Source organism: Mesorhizobium sp. M5C.F.Ca.ET.164.01.1.1 (assembly GCF_004792125.1).
Taxonomy (GTDB): Bacteria; Pseudomonadota; Alphaproteobacteria; order Rhizobiales; family Rhizobiaceae; genus Mesorhizobium; species Mesorhizobium wenxiniae.
Genome location: NZ_SRTG01000003.1, coordinates 146,558 through 163,310, shown reverse-complemented (window position 1 = coordinate 163,310; position 16,753 = coordinate 146,558). Strand labels below are relative to the sequence as shown.

Annotated in this window: 15 protein-coding genes; 10 read left to right on the top strand and 5 right to left on the bottom strand. The window is 61.4% G+C overall.

All coding sequences use genetic code 11. The features are described 5' to 3' along the window. Positions 1-12: 12 nt before the first annotated feature. Positions 13-1,833, bottom strand: coding sequence for an extracellular solute-binding protein (locus EN807_RS21745; RefSeq protein ID WP_135936613.1), 1,821 nt, complete (start codon positions 1,831-1,833; stop codon positions 13-15). A gap of 232 nt (positions 1,834-2,065) precedes the next feature. Between EN807_RS21745 and EN807_RS21740 the strand changes: the two genes are divergently transcribed. After that, positions 2,066-2,695, top strand: a complete 630-nt coding sequence (locus EN807_RS21740) for an invasion associated locus B family protein (RefSeq protein WP_135936612.1) — start codon at positions 2,066-2,068, stop codon at positions 2,693-2,695. 161 nt (positions 2,696-2,856) lie between these two features. On the opposite strand, the gene hspQ is transcribed toward EN807_RS21740, so the two are convergent. Together hspQ and EN807_RS21730 are read right to left on the bottom strand one after the other, a co-directional pair. Then, positions 2,857-3,180, bottom strand: coding sequence for a heat shock protein HspQ (hspQ, locus tag EN807_RS21735; protein ID WP_029352484.1), 324 nt, complete (start codon positions 3,178-3,180; stop codon positions 2,857-2,859). A 203-nt stretch (positions 3,181-3,383) separates the two neighbouring features. Beyond that, entirely contained in the window at positions 3,384-4,595 is a 1,212-nt protein-coding gene (locus tag EN807_RS21730; RefSeq protein ID WP_135936611.1) for a UbiH/UbiF family hydroxylase, read from the bottom strand. Between the two features lie 104 nt (positions 4,596-4,699). Between EN807_RS21730 and EN807_RS21725 the strand changes: the two genes are divergently transcribed. From EN807_RS21725 to EN807_RS21690, 8 genes are all read left to right on the top strand, one after another. Next, on the top strand, positions 4,700-5,596 hold the full coding sequence (locus tag EN807_RS21725) for a DUF2182 domain-containing protein (RefSeq protein WP_246684264.1): 897 nt from the start codon (positions 4,700-4,702) through the stop codon (positions 5,594-5,596). 12 nt (positions 5,597-5,608) lie between these two features. Beyond that, a complete protein-coding gene (locus tag EN807_RS21720) occupies positions 5,609-6,223 on the top strand; it encodes a DUF1326 domain-containing protein (RefSeq protein ID WP_127316158.1) in 615 nt (204 codons plus the stop codon). After that, on the top strand, positions 6,220-7,038 hold the full coding sequence (pcsA, locus tag EN807_RS21715; RefSeq protein ID WP_281405216.1) for a phosphatidylcholine synthase: 819 nt from the start codon (positions 6,220-6,222) through the stop codon (positions 7,036-7,038). Before EN807_RS21720 ends, pcsA begins: the two co-directional genes overlap by 4 nt. A 34-nt stretch (positions 7,039-7,072) precedes the next feature. Next, on the top strand, positions 7,073-8,050 hold the full coding sequence (locus tag EN807_RS21710; RefSeq protein WP_135936609.1) for a quinone oxidoreductase: 978 nt from the start codon (positions 7,073-7,075) through the stop codon (positions 8,048-8,050). A gap of 125 nt (positions 8,051-8,175) precedes the next feature. Beyond that, entirely contained in the window at positions 8,176-9,753 is a 1,578-nt protein-coding gene (locus EN807_RS21705) for an ABC transporter ATP-binding protein (protein ID WP_189522536.1), read from the top strand. Beyond that, on the top strand, positions 9,750-10,862 hold the full coding sequence (locus EN807_RS21700) for an ABC transporter permease (protein WP_135936607.1): 1,113 nt from the start codon (positions 9,750-9,752) through the stop codon (positions 10,860-10,862). Before EN807_RS21705 ends, EN807_RS21700 begins: the two co-directional genes overlap by 4 nt. Next, entirely contained in the window at positions 10,862-11,782 is a 921-nt protein-coding gene (locus EN807_RS21695) for an ABC transporter permease (RefSeq protein WP_127316153.1), read from the top strand. The genes EN807_RS21700 and EN807_RS21695 overlap by 1 nt, the downstream gene beginning before the upstream one ends. A 51-nt stretch (positions 11,783-11,833) precedes the next feature. Beyond that, entirely contained in the window at positions 11,834-12,901 is a 1,068-nt protein-coding gene (locus EN807_RS21690; RefSeq protein ID WP_135936606.1) for a BMP family ABC transporter substrate-binding protein, read from the top strand. Positions 12,902-13,034: 133 nt separating this feature from the next. Here the strand turns inward: EN807_RS21690 and EN807_RS21685 are convergent, their stop codons facing one another. After that, positions 13,035-14,339 (bottom strand): beta-propeller fold lactonase family protein, encoded by a 1,305-nt coding sequence (locus EN807_RS21685; RefSeq protein WP_189522535.1) that lies wholly within the window; start codon positions 14,337-14,339, stop codon positions 13,035-13,037. Between the two features lie 114 nt (positions 14,340-14,453). Here EN807_RS21685 and EN807_RS21680 point away from each other — a divergent pair, with 114 nt between their 5' ends. Beyond that, on the top strand, positions 14,454-15,362 hold the full coding sequence (locus EN807_RS21680) for a LysR family transcriptional regulator (protein ID WP_189522534.1): 909 nt from the start codon (positions 14,454-14,456) through the stop codon (positions 15,360-15,362). A gap of 27 nt (positions 15,363-15,389) precedes the next feature. Here the strand turns inward: EN807_RS21680 and rimO are convergent, their stop codons facing one another. Continuing rightward, on the bottom strand, positions 15,390-16,703 hold the full coding sequence (gene rimO / locus EN807_RS21675; protein ID WP_135936603.1) for a 30S ribosomal protein S12 methylthiotransferase RimO: 1,314 nt from the start codon (positions 16,701-16,703) through the stop codon (positions 15,390-15,392). Positions 16,704-16,753: the final 50 nt, after the last annotated feature.

Genomic DNA, 16,753 nt, shown 5'->3' with positions numbered 1-16,753 from the left:
GTTCCGAAGAGGTCACTTCGGCTTGCGCCACCATGTCGGCAGCCGATAACCTGATATGGGCGTCTTTTGCGGATGTTCCAGATAGCTCCAGTAGGCGAGCCATTGCTGCGTGTTGTGCTGCATCGGAACCATGTAGTTGCCGGAGATCAACAACCTGTCGAGGACCCGGACGGCGGCCACATAATCTTCGCGGCTGCGGGCGTCGAGCATCGCCTCTAGCGCGGCATCTATCGCCGGATCGGCGACGCCGGCAAGGTTGAATGAACCTTCGGCATTGGCGGCAGCTGATCCCCAGCGCCCGAGCTGCTCGATGCCCGGCGACAGCGAGTTCTCGAAGCCGCTGCTGCCGATCAGCACATCAAAATCGAAACGTTGCTTGCGCGACTGGATCTGGTCGCCGTCAAGGTTACGGATGGTGACAGCGATGCCGATCTTCGCCAGCGTGCGCTGGTAGATGGCGGCAAGGCGCTCCTCGTTCTGCGAGGCGGTCAGGATCTCGAAGCCGAACGGTTTCCCCTCGGGATCGAGCATAACTCCATCCTGCAAGGCATAGCCCGCGCCCTTCAATATGTCGAAGGCAGCTTTCAACACCTTGCGGTCCTGGCCCGAGCCGTCGGTGACGGGTGGCCGCCAGGTTCCGTCCATGACATCGGCTGGCACACGACCCGGGTAGGGTGCCAGAAGCGCCTTTTCTCTGTCGTCGGCCGGATGGCCGAGCGCGGAAAGCTCGGAATTCTGCCAATAGCTCATGGTGCGCATGTACTTGCCGCCAAACAAGTTCTTGTTGGCCCACTCGAAGTCGTAGAGCATGCCGAGCGCGCGTCGAACGACCGGATTGGAAAACTTCTCCTGTCTTGTGTTGAACAGGAACCCGGTCACCACTGGGGGGATGCCGGTGTCGAACGTTTCGGCGATCACGTCGCCCTTGTGGAAGGCCGGGAAGTCGAGATCGCGCTCGCGCTTGACCGGATCGCTGTCGTCGTCGACGGCGCAGATGCCTTTCTTGAAAGCTTCCAGCTTGGCGTTGGCATTGAGGAAATATTCTATGGTGATCTGGTCGTAATTGTCGAAACCGCGTTTGGCTGGGATGTCCTTGCCCCAATAATTTGGGTTGCGCTTGAACACGATGCGCTGGCCAGGCGCCACGTGCGCCACGGTGTACGGGCCGCTGCCGATCACCGGTTTCAGCGTGGTCCTGTCGAAGGTCTCCTTGTCGAAAGCGTGCTTCGGTACGATTGGCGTCATCGCGATAACCAACGGAGTCTCGCGGTTAGCCTTGTCATTGAATGTAAAGCGCACGCTGCGGTCGCCGATCTTTTCGAGTTTGGCGACCATGCTCATACGGGCGCTGTAGGGTGGTCGGCCTTTCTCGGTAAAAACGTCGTAAGTGAACAGCACGTCTTCCGCAGTCACCGGTTGGCCATCAGACCACTTGGCCCTCGGATCGAGGTGGAATTCGATGCTCTTGCGCTCTGGATCCATATCGGCAGTGTCGGCAAGCAGGCCGTAAAGACTAAAGGCTTCATCGTCATTGCGCTGCATCAACGGCTCGAAGACCAGATTGCCGAAGATCTTATCGATCATGCCGCGTGCGGTCGTGCGCAGGCTTTTCAGGATGAACGGGTTGAGATTGTCGAAGCTGCCAACGACGCAATAGGTGATGCTGCCGCCCTTCGGCGCATCGGGATTGACGTAGTTGAAATGCGTATAATCGGCCGGCAGCGCCGGCTCGCCCTGCATGGCGATCGCGTGTTTCGGCTCCGACAGAGCTGGCTGAAGCGAAAGGGTGATAGACGAGATCGCGGCGATCAGCCAAACAAGAACGCGGCCCATGACCGTCTCCTTACTGGGTCGGCTTGATGATTCGGAGCGCACCCTAACATGAGCCGGCCGCCTCCCGGCCAATCGCGAGCTCAAGAATTGCGACTATCGGGCTGGATTCGGCACCGCTTGCAGTGTAACACGCCGTCCGAAGTCATTCTGTTGCCTCATTTCGGCAACAGGTAGCTGGACCACACGGCGCGAAGAAGCCGGTCCTGGGATCATTTGAGAGGAAGTGCACGATATGACGAGCCTGAACAGCAACGCGTACCGCCTGTCGGTCATGGCCGCTGGCGTGGTCGGCTTTCTGGGCGCACAACTTCCCAATGCTCTTGCGCAGCAGCAACAGCAGATTCCGCAGGGCTGGTTCAAAGCCTGCACCAAGCAGGAAGACGTCGACATCTGCAATGTCCAGAACATCACCACTGCCGGCAACGGGCAGCTCGTCACCGGCGTCAGCCTGATCGAATTGAAGGGCAAGGTGAACCGCAAGGTGTTCCAGGTGACGGTTCCGACCGGCCGCCTGGTTCCTCCCGGCATTGGCCTCCAGATCGATGCCGGGAAGGCGCAGAAGCTCGATTATGTGATCTGCTTCCCTGACCGGTGCGTGGCGGAAGTGCCGCTGACCGACCAGCTCGTCGCCTCCTTCAAGAAGGGTTCGAACCTGACGCTCACCTCGGTCAATTTCCAGAACCAGCCGAACCCGATCAAGGTCGCGCTGACCGGCTTCAGCGGCGCCTTCGACGGGCCGCCGCTGCAGCAGTCGGACATCGAGGATCGGCAGAAGAAGCTTCAGGAATTCGTTGCCAAGAACAATCAGGACTTCGCCAAGAAGCTCAAGGAAGAGCAGGACAAGGCGAAGACCGCCAATTGATCGCCCTCAGGCGCAATTTCTAAGGAAAAGCGGGGTCATGCCCCGCTTTTTTTCGTTTCGGCCAGCCATTTCCTGATCCCGGTCAGGCCTGCAATTTCTCCTGATCCCGGTCAGGCCTGCAATTTCTCCTGATCCCGGTCAGGCCTGCAATTTCGTCAAGGTCAATGTCTTGACTGGCGTCTCGGCTCGTAGCGCCCGTCCGGCCTCTTGTCGAACATCTCACCGATCTCCGGATGCCGCACCGGTTCGCCAGACTGATCCTCAAGCAGGTTCTGCTCAGACACATAGGCGATGTATTCCGTTTCCGAATTCTCGGCGAGCAAGTGGTAGAAGGGCTGGTCCTTGCGCGGCCGCACATCCGCGGGGATCGCCTCGTACCATTCGTCGGTGTTGGCGAATTGCGGGTCGACATCGAAAATGATGCCGCGGAACGGAAACAGCCGGTGGCGAACCACCTGCCCGATCGAGAATTTGGCTGTTTTCATCATCGTACTCACCACTAAGTCCTAGGAGCGCCGCGTCCTTGGAATGCGCAAAGACTCTCTAAGGCTTTGAATTTACGCATTACGCTTCAAAAAATCGAGCCCGACTTAGGGCTGATACCTGGCCCTACTTGACGCAGGCGCCCGCATCAATTCAATGCCGCAGCGCTTGACGCCCCGTCACTACGGGCTAGCCCGACGGCGTGCTACCGCCTGACTTGTTTCCTTAAGCCGCCGGCGAGTGCGGCAAAACCACTGCCGGGCCGCAGTCCCTCGCGCATGAAAAAGGCGCGAAGCGGCGCGAAGCCGCCGAGCACGCCGAGACCAGCGCTGCGCGCCATCTGTGCTGACAGCATGTCCGAGAGCAGCGACTTGTTGAGCAGGTTGACCGCTCTGCTGCGCGCCAGGATGTCGGGCCGGCGCTTGAAATCATAGGCTCGGAGTGCCTTAACGGCGCCGGGGTCAACCCTGTTTTCGCAAGTAATTCCAACCAGATCATCGATATCCCTGATACCAAGGTTGAGACCTTGCGCGCCGATCGGCGGAAACACATGGGCGGCTTCGCCGACAAGTGCCACCCGGTTACGCGCGAAGCACCGGGGCGTTACGCCGGAAAGCGGGTAGATCTGCCGGCCGGGTTCGACAGAAACCCGGCCCAGCATCGATTGCATCCGCTGTTCGATCCGCATCGAAAGCGTAGCATCGTCCAGTGCGGCGAGTTCTTTCGCCGTTGCCGGTTCTACTACCCAGACGAGGCTGGACCGGTTGCCGGGCAGGGGAACCTGGGTGAACGGACCGATCTCGGTGTGGAATTCGGTCGAGGTGAAAGCGTGGTCGCTGCGGTGAGCGAAATTGAGAACCAGTGCGGCCTGCGGATAGGACCGCGCGGATGTCGAGATGCCGGCAGCCTCGCGGGCCGGCGACAGACGGCCATCGGCAGCGACCGCCAGCGATGCTGCAACCTCGCTGCCGTCAGACAGGATCGCATGGGCATGATCGGCGTCGAGGCGCCAGGTCTCCACCATCGATTTTCGCCATTCGATGCCGGAATGCGCGACAACGGCCCCGGCAAGTGCGGGATTGAGCGCGCTGTTGGGTAAATTCAGCCCGAACTGCTCCTCGCCGATTTCGCTGGCGCGAAAAATGACCACCGGGCTGCGGATCAGCCGGCTGGTTGCATCGACGATGCGCATAACCTTCAGCGGTGCGGCTTTGGACCTCACCTCATCGAGGACGCCCAACCGTTCGAGGAGATCCAGGGCTGGATTCATCAAGGCCGTCGTTCGGCCGTCTTGGCCATTTGCCTCAGGTCCGACGAGCGTCACCGGAAAGCCAGCATCCGCAAAACCAAGCGCTGCGATCAGCCCTGCCGGGCCACTGCCGGCAACCAGTATCCGTGCTGTCTGCTGATGGTCCAAGTTCGCTTCCGGATTGTGATGCGAGGCGGTCGGTCCGACCTAAGAAGCATATAGGTCAGATCATACGGCTTGATCAACGCGGCGATTCGGCCCATTCGATTGCCATGATCGGCCAAGACCATGATTTCAATCATCTCGACCGTTTCGGCCGGGCTACGGCGAGAGTCTCGCGCAATCCTCGACTGGCGGTGAACATCGTTTTGAGCGCAGGCGTCCTTCTGGCCTGGCTGCTTCTCGGCGCCATGGCGATTCGCGGCGCCGAAAGCCGGGTTCCGGGCATCGATGCGCCCGGCGACACATTGATCAGATATTTGCCGCAGCTGCCGCTGCCGGATTTTCTTGAGCGCTTCTTCACCCTTTGTCTTGCACCTGCGCCGCTCGACGGGGGCGTTGGCGCGCAGGCCGGAGCGCTCGTCGTCATGTGGTTCCTGATGGCGGTCGCCACCATGCTGCCTTCGGCGGCGCCGATGATCCGCACCTATTGCGAGATCGCCGATACCGCGCGGATCAAGGGCGAAGCGGTCGTCCATCCGCTGGTCCTGGTCGCCGGTTACCTCAGCGTGTGGTTGGCCGCGTCGGCAGTGTTTGCGGCGCTGACGCTCATCGTCCACGCCTTCGCCTCACCTGTGCAGATGCTCGATCCGGTGGTCGGAGCGACCGGAGCAGTCGCGCTTTTGGTTGCCGGCCTCTATCAGTTCAGCGGCCTGAAGGTAGCCTGCCTGATGAAATGCAAAAACCCGTTCTCGATCCTGTTTTCGAACTGGAGCGCGAGGCCCGGCCGGATTTTCCGGCTCGGCATGGAGCAGGGCGTCTGGTGCCTCGGCTGTTGCTGGGCGCTGATGCTGGTGATGTTCGCCGTCGGTGTGATGAACGTGTTTTGGATGGCGCTGATCGGCCTGTTCACTTTGATCGAAAAACAGACGGCGGGCAGGCTGCCAACCCGGATCGCCGGTGCGATACTGCTTGTCTGGGCAGCCGCCCTGCTAGTAGTCTCGGCATAGGGAGAGAATTCGATGGCGGATCAAGGCTGGGCAATGAAAGGAGAGCTGGTACTCTCCTGCAATTGCACGGTTTTTTGTCCTTGCGTGCTGTCTCTCGGCAGTCATCCGCCCACCGAGGGCTATTGTCAGACCTGGGCGGGGTTCCGAATCGATGCCGGCCATTTCGGCGAGGTCGACCTGTCCGGCCTCAACCTTGGGCTGGTCATGGAAATCCCCGGCTATATGAGCCGCGGCAACTGGACCGCCGGACTGTTCATCGACAAGCGCGCCTCAGTCTATGCGGTAAAGGCGCTGACCAGGATTTTCACCGGCAAGGCTGGCGGAACCACCTCGCTGCTCTCCATCCTGGTCGGAAAGTTCCTCGGCGTCGAGCAAGCGCCGATCACCTATGAGACGCGTGACAGGACGCGGATCTTCCAGATACCGAAGATTATCGACGGGGCGGTGACGCCGATCCCAGGCAAGGACCGCGACAAGGATACGGTGATCAGCAATTCGGAGTACTGGATCGCACCGGAAATCGTCGTCGCCAGGTCCGACAAGAGCAAGATGCGGGCCTTCGGCCGCAACTGGAATTTTGCCGGCCGCTCGGCCGAAATCTGCAAGCTGGACTGGCGGGGCCCGTGAGCAAGAACACAAAGGCCCGGAAAATCGCCGAAAAGATCACCGACCGGATTCCTAGGCCGAAGAAGAAAGTCACGTGGCCGCAGGCGCGCGCGTTTTCTGTCCATCTGCTGACCGCGTCGGGGTCGTTCCTGGCGTTCCTGTCGCTGGTGGCTGCGAGCGAGCAGCGCTGGACGGCGATGTTTTGGTGGCTGGGCCTGGCGCTGTTCGTCGACGGCATAGACGGGCCGATCGCCAGGAAACTCGAGGTCAAGGAAATCCTGCCGACATGGTCGGGCGAACTCCTCGACAACATCATCGACTACGTGACCTACGTGCTGATACCGGCCTTCGCGCTTTACCAGCGCGGCTTCATGGGTGAGGGCCTGTCGTTCCTGTCGGCGGCGATCATCGTCGTGTCGAGCGCAATCTACTATGCCGACACCGGCATGAAGACGAAGGAAAATTTCTTCAAGGGGTTTCCGGTGGTCTGGAACATGGTGGTATTCACGCTGTTCGTCATCGATCCGGGACAATGGGTTTCCTTCGCCGTCGTCGTGGTGGCCGGCATCCTGACCTTCGTGCCGATCAATTTCATCCACCCGGTGCGGGTGGTACGGCTGCGCCCGATCAACCTTGGCATGACGCTGCTATGGTGCGCTTTCGGAGCGCTGGCCTTGGCGCAGGCAGCTCTTGCCGCCTTCTACGACCAGATCGGCGTCTTGGGGGAGCAGGTGAGTGTCTTCACCAAGATCGGCATCACGGTCACCGGACTTTACCTCGCATGCATCGGCGGTATCATGCAGCTCTTTCCAACGCTCGGCGCCAAGAAAACCTGATCCAAGAGAGTCTGGTCCCAAGAGAGCCTCATCAATGTCCAAAGCAATACGCATCCACGCCAATGGCGGTCCGGAGGTTCTGACCTATGAGGACGCCGATCCGGGCCAACCCGGCTCGGGACAAATCCTGGTCAGACACACGGCGGTCGGCCTCAATTTCATCGACGTCTACCATCGCTCCGGCCTTTATCCGCCGCCAGGCGGTTTCCCGCTGATACCCGGCAGCGAGGCGGCCGGGGTGGTGGTGGAAGTGGGCGCGGATATCGACTGGCTGAAGCCGGGCGATCGCATCGCCTACGCCGTGACGACTGGCGCCTATGCCGAGCAGCGCGTGATCGCCGCCGACCGCGTCGTGAAGGTGCCGGACGGCATCAGCGACGAACAGGCGGCCGCCATGATGCTGAAAGGGATGACGGCGGAATATCTGCTGCGCCGTACTTTCAAGGTGAAGGCGGGCGACACGATTCTGTTTCACGCCGCGGCCGGCGGCGTCGGGCTGATCCTCGGCCAATGGGCCAAGCATCTTGGCGCAACCGTGATCGGCACCGCCAGTTCCGCCGACAAGATCGAGCTCGCCAAGGCGCATGGCTTCGACCACGTCATCAACTATCGCGAGCAGGACTTCGTCGCCGGCGTTCTCGCCATCACCGGCGGCAAGAAGTGCGACGTCGTCTATGATTCGGTAGGCAACGACACCTTTCCGGCCTCGCTGGACTGCCTGAAGCCGCTCGGCATGTTCGCCAGCTTCGGTCAATCGTCGGGGCCGGTCCCGCCGTTCAGCATGTCGTTGCTGGCGCAGAAAGGTTCGCTGTTCGCAACCCGCCCGACGCTGTTCGTCTACAATGCCAAGCGCGAAGACCTGGAGGCGTCCGCCGCCGCGCTGTTCGAAATCGTGCTCAGCGGCGCGGTCAAGATCAAGATCAACCAGCGCTACGCGCTCGAGGATGCCGGCAAGGCGCATTCCGACCTTGAAGGCCGCAGGACGACCGGGACAACCATTCTTATCCCCTGAGCCTTGCTATCCCTTGAGTTTCCGCTGAAATTCTTGAAGCTCTTTCAAGACGGGTGCCGCTTTGCGATGACAGCAGGCCGCGCATACGATGCCTGCGGGAACACAGAACATATCTGGCAAACCAGATGGGAGGCACTGTGAGTGCAAATCAGGACGGCGCAGACCTGCTTGAGGTTCGTGGCCTTACCAAAACGTTCGGCACGCTGACCGCGTGCGACCATATCGATCTCAACGTCGCAAAAGGCGAAATCCACGCATTGCTCGGCGAGAACGGCGCCGGCAAGTCGACGCTCGTCAAAATGCTGTTCGGAACACTGGAGCCCAATTCGGGCGAGATTTTCTGGAACGGTCAGGCGGTCACGATCACCAATCCCGGCTTTGCGAAGAAGCTCGGCATCGGCATGGTGTTCCAGCATTTTTCGCTGTTCGAGGCACTGACGGCGGCGGAGAACATCGCGCTGTCGCTGGACGACGGTTCGCCGATCAGCACGATTGCCGCGAAGGCGAGGGCGCTTTCCTACAGCTACGGCTTGCCGCTCGACCCGCAATCGCTGGTCGGCGACCTGTCGGTCGGTGAGCGCCAGCGTATAGAGATTATCCGCTGCCTTCTGCAGACGCCGCAGCTCATCATTCTCGACGAGCCGACTTCGGTGCTGACGCCGCAGGAAGCCGACAAGCTGTTCGAGACGCTCGAACGGTTGCGCTCGGAAGGAAAGTCCATCCTCTACATTTCGCACCGCCTTGAAGAGGTCAAGCGCATCTGCGACCGCGCCACCGTGCTGCGCCACGGCAAGGTGGTTGGCCATTGCAACCCGCGCAAGGAAACCGCGGCATCGCTGGCCCGCATGATGGTCGGCAACGACGTGCAGGCCGTGGTGCGCGCGCCGGTTCAGGGTATCGAGACCGCGCGGCCGCTGCTTGAAATTCGCGCGCTCAGCCGCCGGCCGGCAACGCCGTTCTCGATCCCGCTCAGGAACATCAACCTGACGGTATGCGCCGGCGAAGTGATTGGCATTGCAGGCGTTGCCGGCAACGGCCAGGGCGAGTTCTTCGAATCCGTTTCCGGCGAGGTGCCGCAGCAGGATGCCGCCTCGGTGCGCATCCGCGGCAAGGATGCCGGCGGCCTCAGCATCACCGGCAGGCGGCTGATGGGCGCTGCCTTCGTGCCGGAAGAGCGGCTCGGCCACGGTGCAGCCCCCCGCATGAAGCTTTCGGAAAACCTGCTTTTGTCGCGCCATGCCACCGACGGCAAGGTGTTTGTCGGCGCCGGCGGAATGGTCAAAAGCGATGCGATCTATGCCGCCGCCCAGCGCATCATCAAGGCGATGGATGTGCGCAAAAGCGCTCCGGACCCGGAGGCGGCAGCGCTTTCAGGCGGCAATCTGCAGAAATTCATCGTCGGCCGCGAACTCGACCGCAGGCCAAGCGTCATGGTCGTCAATCAGCCGACATGGGGCGTCGACGCCGGTGCCGCCGCCCACATTCGCCAGACGCTGATCGAATTGGCGCGCAGCGGCTCCGCAGTGCTGGTCATCAGTCAGGATCTCGACGAATTGTTCGAGATATCCGACGCGATCGCGGTGATGCACAATGGCGAATTATCGAAGCCTTTGCCAATCGCTGAGGCCACATTCGAAAAGATCGGACTGCTGATGGGCGGGGCCGAGCCCGGCCACGCCGAACACGCTCTGGAGACGTCATGATGCGCCTCGAACTCGTCAAACGGCCACAGCGCTCAATGCTGTTTTCGGCGCTGTCCCCCTTCATTGCCTTTGCGCTGACGATCGTTGCCGGCGCCATCCTGTTCGCACTGCTTGGCGTCAATCCTTTGCAGGCGTTCCAAATTTACTTCCTCGAGCCGGTCAGTCAGGTCTGGCAGTTGCATGAGCTGGCGATCAAGGCGGCACCGCTCATCCTGATCGGGGTCGGCCTGTCGGTTTGCTACAGGGCCAACATTTGGAACATCGGCGCGGAAGGCCAATTCATTCTGGGCGGTATCGTCGGCTCGAGCATTCCGGTGCTGTTTCCCCAATTTGAAGGCCCGCTGGTGCTGCCGCTGATGCTGCTGTTCGGAATGGTCGGCGGTGCCGCCTACGCCGCCATTCCCGCCTTGCTCAAGACGCGCTTCAACACCAACGAGATCCTGACCAGCCTGATGCTGGTCTATGTCGCCCAGCTGTTCCTCGACTGGTTGGTGCGTGGGCCGTGGCGCGATCCGAAGGGTTTCAATTTCCCGCAGACGATACAGTTCAACGACTCGGCCATATTGCCGGAACTGATGCCGGCCTCCGGCCGTGCCAATTGGGGTTTCGTGTTCGCGCTGGTCGCGGCGGTGCTGGTCTGGATCCTGATGAGCCGCATGCTGAAAGGCTTTGAGGTTCGCGTGCTCGGCTCAAGCCCCAGGGCAGGGCGCTTCGCCGGCTTCGGTATCAACCGGATGGTGTTCTTCGCCTTCATGCTGTCGGGTGCACTGGCCGGGCTTGCCGGCATCTCGGAAGTCTCCGGAGCCATCGGCCAGCTGCAGCCGGTGATCTCGCCCGGCTACGGCTTTGCCGCCATCATCGTGGCGTTCCTCGGCCGGCTCAATCCGCTCGGCATCGTCGCGGCGGGCCTGGTGCTGGCGCTGACCTATCTCGGCGGCGAAGCGGTGCAAAGCGCGCTCGGCATATCCGACAAGGTGGCGCGCGTGTTCCAGGGCATGCTCCTGTTCTTCGTGCTCGGCTGCGACACGCTCATTCACTATCGCATTCGTCTGATCGGCTTTGCCGCGCCGAAGCTTGAATCCGCACCGAAGCTGGAGGAGGCCCGCTGATGGACATCACCGTCAACATTCTTTTGACCATCGCAACCGCGGCGACGCCGTTGCTGATCGCGGCGATCGGCGAGCTGGTGGTCGAACGTTCCGGCGTGCTCAATCTCGGTGTCGAAGGCATGATGATTATGGGGGCGGTCGGCGGTTTCGGCGCCGGCTATCTCACCGGATCGCCGTGGATCGGGTTGTTGGCGGCGATCGCCTTAGGTGCGGTGTTTTCGCTGCTGTTCGCTGTCATGACGTTGTCGCTGGCCACAAACCAGGTGGCGACCGGCCTGTCGCTGACATTGCTCGGCCTCGGGCTTTCCGGCATGATGGGCACCAGCTTTGTCGGCCAGCCCGGCGCGAGGCTGCCAAACCTCGACATTCCCGGCCTGACAGCCATCCCCGTCATCGGCAGGTTGTTGTTCGGCCAGGACCCCATCTTCTACATCTCGATTGCATTGACCGTCGCCGTCATGTGGTTCCTGTTCAAGACCCGCACCGGGCTGACGCTGCGCTCGATCGGCGACAGCCACACATCGGCCCATGCGCTTGGCATCCAGGTCATCCGCTACCGCTATCTGGCGGTGATCTTCGGCGGCGCCTGTGCAGGCCTTGCCGGGGGCCACCTGTCGCTGGTCTATACGCCGCAATGGGTGGAGAACATGACCGCCGGACGCGGCTGGATCGCACTGGCGCTGGTCGTGTTCGCATCATGGCGGCCATGGCGGGTGCTGGCTGGCGCCTATATCTTCGGCGCGGTCTGGATCGGCCAGCTTCATGCACAGGCTTTTGGCATTCCGGTTCCCTCGCAACTGCTTTCTTCGTTGCCCTATCTGGCAACCATCGTGGTTCTCGTTCTAATCTCGCGCAACAAGCGTTTGACGATGATGAACACACCGGCTTCCTTGGGGCAGCCATTCGTTCCGGATCGTTGACGATAAAAGACAAACGGGAAGCTCCAAGGCTTAACTCAGAGAGGTAACACGATGAAAAAACTGCTTATTGCGCTGATGACCGCGGCGGCGGCATTGTCGCTGGCGGCGACCGCCGAAGCACAGGAAAAGCTGAAAGCCTGTTGGGTCTATACCGGCCCGATCGGCGATTTCGGCTATTCGTACCAGCATGACCAGGGCCGCCTGGACGTAGAGAAGGCACTGGGCGACAAGGTCGAGACCGCATATCTGGAGAACGTCTCCGAGGGTCCCGATGCCGATCGTGCCTTCGAGCGCCTGGCGCGCGAAGGATGCAAGATCATTTTCGGCACGTCCTTCGGCTTCATGGACCCCGAAGTGAAGGTCGCCAAGAAGTTCCCCGACGTGATGTTCGAACACGCGACCGGCTATAAGACGGCCGAAAATCTCGGCATCTACAACGCACGTTTCTACGAAGGCCGCTACATCCTCGGCCAGATCGCCGCCAAGCAATCGAAGTCGGGCGTCGCCGGCTACATCGTTTCGTTCCCGATTCCCGAAGTGGTGATGGGCATAAATTCCTTCATGCTCGGCGCCCAGTCGATCAATCCGAACTTCAAGGCGAAGATCGTCTGGATCAATTCATGGTTCGATCCGGGCAAGGAAGCCGACGCCGCCAAGGCTCTGTTCGACCAGGGTGCCGACATCATCGTCCAGCACACCGACTCGACTGCTCCCCTGCAAGTCGCCGAAGAGCGCGGGCTGCAGGGCTTCGGCCAGTCTTCGGACATGATCAAGTTCGCTCCCAAGGCGCAATTGACCTCGATCGTCGACGATTGGGGGCCGTACTATGTCGGCCGGGTGAAGGCTGCGCTCGACGGCACCTGGAAGCCGGGCAATGTCTGGCTGGGCATCAAGGACGGCGCCGTTAAGATGGCCGCTTACACCAACATGCCCGATGACGTGAAGGCGATGGCGGAAGCCACCGAGAAGAAGATAGTCGAAGGATGGAACCCCTTCACCGGGCCGATTGCCAAACAGGACGGCACGCCCTGGCTGAAAGAGGGCGAAGTCGCCGACGATGCGACGCTGCTCGGCATGAACTTCTACGTCAAGGGCGTCGATGACAAGCTGCCGCAGTAAGCTGCGCAAGCGCTTGTGCCGGCTTGGTTCGGCCGGCTTCGACAGAACCGGGGAGGGCGCCTTTCGGGCGCCCTCTTTTCATGTGCGCCAGCTTCGAGGGCTACCTGCCCTGCTGCGAGTCCCACGACGTGGCTCAGCGGGCGACTATGGTGTGGACGCCCGCGGGCAGCCTGATGCGATCCGATGTGGGAGCGAGCGCCGGGCGCCCTTCCGTCGTGATCCGCCATATCTCGACGGCACCGCCAAGGGGCGCTTCGTCATTGCGGTAACGGTTGACGCCAACGAAGAGGCTTTGCCCCGTCCGATCAAAAGCGAGGCCCTGCGGCAGCACGCCTGCGAGCGGCCATTCGCCGTGCGGTGACAGCCGCCCTGTTTCGGCGTCCAGCTCATGGAGGCTGAGCGACGCATGCTCCGTCCAGTCGCGCGAGCCGTCTTGCTTGCCGGTGCCGCGAAGATTGGACGTGACAAGAAAGCGGCCGTCGGGGCTGAAGGCGATCGTCTCGGCGCCCCAGCCACCAAGCGCGATGTGAGGCACGATATGCCTTGCCGCATCGCCCATCGCGCCGACATCGGCAAGCCGAACTGTGGTGAGAATGCCCTCCCGAACCCCATAGAAGCCGGCCGTATCGATGCCCCATTGAACATCGGAGGTAATGTAGTAGCGGCCGTCCGGCGAGAAGCGGCCGACGAAGGGAAACTTGTTCGTCTGGACGCGATTGCCCCAGGGGCGAATGGCCGAAACCACTCCGTCATTTCCGCGCAGCACCTCGAAGAAGGCGACCTGACCACGGTCCACGAGATTGATCGCGATGTACCGGCCGCTTGGATGCCACTGCACCCAGGTCGCCTTCAGCGGAATGAAACCCGTTGACGGCTCAAGACCGAGACCGAAGCTTGAGACGGGGCCAAACCGACCCTCCCTGACCGGAACGAAGGTGAGTTCGCGGTCGGCGTCGACAGTAATCGCGACGATAAGATCGCCTGCTGGATTGAGATGGATCGCCTGCGGCTGGATTCCGATCCGGACGCTGTCGACCACCGCCGAGTGGCCGCCATCGAGCCGGAGCGATCGGATCGTGTCGCCTTGCTGCAACTCGTCGAGGCGGGTCGCCCGTTCGGGCCGTTGACGGAAAGTTTCGGCGACGAAAGCGAACTGGCCGTCCGGGGAGATGTCGAGCGCTCCCGGCGGCCCATAGGTCGAATTCGAAACCTCCATCATAGCAACAGAGCGGGACTGCTCCGCCGGCGACGTGATGATCGAAAGCGTATCCCGGTGGTGAGGGTCTGGAGGCCCGAGCTCGCCCGTCTCATAGACAGTCGGCACCATGTCGGCATCCGACAGCACGAAGACGGCTCCGCCGTGATTTTGGGGCGGCTGGGCGCTCGAGAGGGTCGGCATCAGGTACAAAGCAATTGCAGCGAGAGAACAGCGTCGCATCCAGGTCTCCATACTCAATTGGAAGGCGCCTATTTTCCAGCTTCGCTTTCAGTCGTCCAATCGATATTTGACATTTGAATATTCCTCCCGGTAATGAAGCTTCGGAGGCCCGGCGTGAATCTGGCTGCCGTCGATCTGAACCTGCTTGTCGCCTTCGACGCCCTGCTCAGTGAAGGGAGCGTGAGCGGGGCGGCGGCCCGTATCGGGCTCAGCCAGCCGGCGATGAGCAAGCGCCTCGCCCATCTGCGTCGGCTTTTCGCCGATGATCTCTTTGTCCGTCATGCCGATGGCGTGCGGCCGACCGAAAAGGCCCTCGACCTCGCCGATCCGATCCGGGCCGCGCTACGCCAGATCCAGGATGCGCTGGGAGGATTAGGCCAGTTCTCGCCGGAGCGATCGGGTCGCGTTTTCAGGATCGCGACCACCGACCACATCGCGGCGACCTTGATGCCCAGGCTGGTGCCGGTGCTCCGTTCAGCGGCGCCAAGAATTTCAATCGTTCTGCGCGGCTTGCACCGCCAGGAGATCGTCGATTGGCTCGAGAAAGGCTCTATCGACCTTGCGATCACTATCCTGCCCGACGCGCCGACGACGATCAAACGAGCATCGCTCTTCCACGTGAACTGGACATCGATCGTCTCCGCCGAGCATCCTGAAATCCGCGACGAGCTTACGCTGAAACTCTTCCTGAAGTATCCGCACTTGCTGGTTACCCATGTCGGCGATCTGAAGGGCTACATCGATCGCCTGCTGGACGATCGCGGACTGAAGCGGACCGTTGCAATGAGCCTGCCTTTTGCGCTTGCCGTACCGGCCATCATTGCCGAGACGGACATGATCTGCACTTTGCCGGCAAATGTGATCCGTCTGGCGGATTGGCCGCGCCTGCGCTCTTTTCCGCTGCCCTTCGATTACTCCGGTTATCAGGAAACCCTGCTCTGGCATCGGAGGAACGACAGCGATCCCGGTCACGCCTGGCTCAGGCGGACCCTGATCCGTGTAAGCGAAACAGTCACGTCCTAGCAGAAGGGCCTTCGCTCCCGCTGGCGGTCAGACCGCCGAGCCGTAGAGATCGTAGGCGTCGGCACGGTCGATCTTGACGGTGACGACGTCGCCGGCACGCAACGGGCGGCGCGACTGGATATGCACCGAGCCGTCGATTTCGGGCGCGTCGTATTTGGTGCGGCCCTTCGCCGAGGTGCCATGCGCCTCGTCGATCAGGACAGGCAGGCGTTTGCCGACCTTCCTGGCAAGCTGCGTCGCCGAGATCTTCTGCTGGCGCTGCATGAAGCGGTGCCAGCGCGCTTCCTTGATTTCCTGCGGCACCTGTTCGAGGCCGAGATCATTGGAGCCGGCGCCCCTGACCGGCTCGTATTTGAAACAGCCGGCGCGATCGATCTTGGCTTCGTCCAGCCAATCGAGCAGCATTTCGAAATCGTCGTCCGTCTCGCCGGGGAAGCCGACGATGAAGGTGGAGCGGATCGCCAGATCCGGACAGATTTCGCGCCAGCCGCGAATGCGGTCGAGGGTCTTTTCGCCATGGGCAGGCCGGCGCATGTTCTTCAGCACCTGCGGCGAGGCGTGCTGGAACGGGATATCCAGATAGGGAAGGATTTTTCCTTCGGCCATCAGCGGGATGACATCGGCGACATGCGGGTAGGGGTAGACATAGTGCATACGTACCCAAACGCCGAGCCTGCCGAGTTCCTCCGATAGATCGAGGAATTTCGCCCGCACTTCGCGATCGCCGAACATGCTCGTCTGGTATTTGATGTCGATGCCGTAGGCGCTGGTGTCCTGCGAAATGACCAGTATCTCCTTAACGCCGGCCTTGGCCAGTTTCTCGGCTTCGCGCAAAACGTCGGCCGCCGGTCGCGAGACGAGGTCGCCGCGCAGCGCCGGAATGATGCAGAAGGTGCAGCGGTTGTTGCAGCCTTCCGAAATCTTGAGATAGGCATAGTGGCGCGGCGTGAGCTTGACGCCTTGCGGCGGCAAAAGGTTGATGTAGGGATCGTGGCTCGGGGGTGCTGCCTCATGCACTGCAGCCATCACGCTCTCGTAGGCCTGCGGGCCGGTGATGGCGAGAACGTTGGGGTGTTTCTCGCGGATCACGTCAGGTTCGGCGCCTAGACAGCCGGTGACGATGACTCTGCCGTTCTCCGAAAGGGCGGAGCCGATGGCATTGAGCGATTCATCACGAGCCGAATCGAGAAAGCCGCAGGTGTTGACGACGACCAGATCGGCGCCGTCATGTTTGCGCGCGATCTCGTAGCCTTCGGCGCGCAGGCGCGTGATGATACGCTCCGAGTCCACGAGGGCTTTCGGGCATCCAAGGCTTACGAAACTGACGCGAGGGGCAGACATGTGCGGTTTCCAATGGACGCGGGCCGGAAACCCTAAGGCCCGGCCCGGAA